The 2,720-nt window shown below is 50.8% G+C and carries 5 protein-coding genes; 1 reads left to right on the forward strand and 4 read right to left on the reverse strand.

From position 1 onward, the window contains the following. On the forward strand, positions 1 to 384 hold a 384-nt coding region (locus tag MHN01_RS23655; protein ID WP_239413802.1), incomplete at its 5' end, for a sulfite exporter TauE/SafE family protein. 13 nt (positions 385 to 397) lie between these two features. Here the strand turns inward: MHN01_RS23655 and MHN01_RS23660 are convergent. The 4 genes from MHN01_RS23660 to MHN01_RS23675 all read right to left on the reverse strand — a co-directional run. Then, positions 398 to 1,120, reverse strand: coding sequence for an SIMPL domain-containing protein (locus MHN01_RS23660; protein ID WP_239413803.1), 723 nt, complete (start codon positions 1,118 to 1,120; stop codon positions 398 to 400). A 195-nt stretch (positions 1,121 to 1,315) separates the two neighbouring features. Next, on the reverse strand, positions 1,316 to 1,864 hold the full coding sequence (gene yfcE / locus MHN01_RS23665) for a phosphodiesterase (protein ID WP_239413804.1): 549 nt from the start codon (positions 1,862 to 1,864) through the stop codon (positions 1,316 to 1,318). A gap of 110 nt (positions 1,865 to 1,974) precedes the next feature. Then, positions 1,975 to 2,379 (reverse strand): CBS domain-containing protein, encoded by a 405-nt coding sequence (locus MHN01_RS23670; RefSeq protein ID WP_239413805.1) that lies wholly within the window; start codon positions 2,377 to 2,379, stop codon positions 1,975 to 1,977. After that, on the reverse strand, positions 2,376 to 2,720 hold a 345-nt coding region (locus tag MHN01_RS23675), incomplete at its 5' end, for a P-II family nitrogen regulator (RefSeq protein WP_239413806.1). The genes MHN01_RS23670 and MHN01_RS23675, both read right to left, overlap by 4 nt.

Below are 2,720 nucleotides of genomic sequence, written 5' to 3' on the forward strand. Positions count from 1 at the left end.
CACCCCTGCAACCGCCACTGGCAAGGAATGCTCATTGGCGGTCTCGGGCTGGCCCTGATAGGAATATTAAACGGCTCGCTCACCGCAGGGACAGGGTTGTTCGTGACCTTGTTTCTGATCCGCTGGTTCGGCTTCGACTACAAGCAAGCCGTCGCCCTGACCCTGGTCAGTGTCGGCCTGTTCTGGAACGGCATTGGTGCAGCTACCATGTATGTGGCCGGTGCCAACATCTACTGGCCCTGGATCCCGGTACTGCTTCTTGGTTCGTTTCTTGGCGGCTACCTTGGTGCCCACCTAGCCTCCCAGAAAAGCAATAGCCTGATTAAGCGCAGCTTTGAGATACTGACCTTTATCATCGGCTTCAAGCTGCTTATCGGCTTTTAGCGACGCTCAAACGTTACTCGGTCAGATAGAACTCAATGCGGGTCACGACACGCACATCTTTTTCTATCTTGTGCCGATCGCCATACTCCTCACCAGCATCCGTGATCGAAAAGTTCCCCTGTCGGGCTGAGCGGATCCCGCCCACGGCGACACCCGCGTTGGCAGCAAACTCATTGGCGGCAATACGCGCATTGGTCGTGGCGGCTTTGAGCATCTCTGGCTTGATGTCATTAAGCTTGGTAAAACGGTAGGTCGGCGCATAGTTGGTAATGTTGTAACCCTTGGCAACCAGCTTGTTCACTTCACCTCGAACGGTGGCTACATCACGGACTTTCGTCGTCTCCAGGCTTATCATTCCTTCTAGTTCATGATCTTGGTCGACGACCGTCTGGCCGTCGTCTCGATATTCATAATATTTATATTCAATCAACCCGATTTCAATTTCATCATCGGTAAAACCATTGGCTTTGAGGATCGCAATGATTTCCTGCTGCTGGGCTTCAGCCTGCTGGTAGAGCGCCGGGATATCTTGCTTGTTCTTGGAACTAATAGAAAAGCGCAGCTGCCAATTGGCGATATCAGATTCAACCCGCTGCTCTGCCAGTCCCTTCACCTCGGCAATGTTCATCGCCACTTTGGCGTTATACATTGTCTGGCCGATAAAATAGCCGCAGCTTCCTAACCCAAGGGCAATCAGTACCCCGCCGAGCACAATGCCCAATATCTGTTTATTCATCCTTAACACCTTATTTTTATTCCGATATTTATCTGTCTTTAGTGTGGCAGGCGGGTAACTGGAGCACTAGTAGGAAAGTGTCAGTATTTTGTCAGGACAACAAAAGGTTAGCGGTTATCGCAAGAAAAACAGTAATAATAAAAGAGCGCACAAGTTGTGCGCTCTGCCAAGTATCTATGCATCGACAATCAGGAACTAGCTCAGCTCAACCGAACAGATCGTCGCCCCATCAAAGCTCACTACTTTCAGCGTATTGTTTTCCAGCAGACCGTAGCTAGCCTGGTACTCGCCACGCGGAATAGTGACAGAGCCAGGGTTAAACAAATACAGTTCTTCTTTCTGCTCAGCTACCGGCAGATGGGTATGGCCGGAGACAATCACATCACCGGCACGCAGGCGTGGATGCTTCTCACCGTTATACAAATGGCCATGAGTCAGAAACAGGCGACGACCATCGGCAAGCAGCACCAGGTTATAATCGGCCATCATCGGAAACTCGAGCAACATCTGATCCACCTCGCTATCGCAGTTACCCCGCACAGCTGTAATTCGGTCGGCATACGGATTCAGCAGCTCGGCAACCTCAATAGGCGCATAGCCCGCAGGCAGGGCATTTCTCGGGCCGTGGTTAAGCACGTCACCAAGCAAGATTAGATGGTCGGCACCGCTTTGCTCAAACGCAGCCAGCATGGTTTTGGTGCTTTCAGCGCAGCCATGAATATCAGAGGCAAAAAACAGTTTCATCAGGAAATCACTTACCAAAACTTACTAGAACAGAATGCCGAGATACTACACCGAACTATTCAACATTACTAATAACAGTTGGCTACCGGCAGATCCCATTTCTAAAGCTGTTAATCATCCCGCAGCATGCCATTTAACACGATATTGTTATAGCTCACCATACCGAGTACCTGCCCGTTCTCAATCACCGGCGCCCGGCTGATACCAAAGCGCTCAAACAGGCGAGCACAATAACGAACGTCCATGGTAGCACTCACCGACAGCGCTGGCTTGGTCATGATTTCATAGACATTGGTTCGTTGCGGCGAACGGTTAATGGCCAGCACTTTCTTGGCGATGTCGTTCATCAGCACAATGCCGTACTCATCATCGTCATGACGCTTGTTGACAATCAGCGCCTTGACCTGACGTTGCTTGGCAATTTCTACCGCCTCGGCAACCGTAGTCAGCCCCTCGACGATAGCATAGGTATTCATCATCACATCTCTCACTCTGACCACTTTTTCAGCGCTCATAGCTTTTCCTCCACAACCTTGGTCAATGTCTCTACCTGGTGGGCAACCCCAATCGCATCTTCAATATCAAGTTGTACGGCAATCCCCTGACCGGGTCCGGAATCAAACTCGCCAACTTGCTCTATGGTCTCGAGGATCGAACGTGCCAGATGCTCTTCGACAACCAGCAACAACACATCACGCTGGACTTCCAGGCTCAGCCCCAAAAAGGTTTTCTTCTTGTGCAGCCCTTCTCCGCGTGCATTGTTGATAACGGTAGCGCCGGTGGCACCGGCCTCGCGAGCCGCATCCAGCACGGCATCTGTTTTAGTATCTTCAACAAAAGCCACTAATAACTTAAA

This window comes from Photobacterium sp. OFAV2-7 (genome assembly GCF_022347985.1).
Classification (GTDB): domain Bacteria; phylum Pseudomonadota; class Gammaproteobacteria; order Enterobacterales; family Vibrionaceae; genus Photobacterium.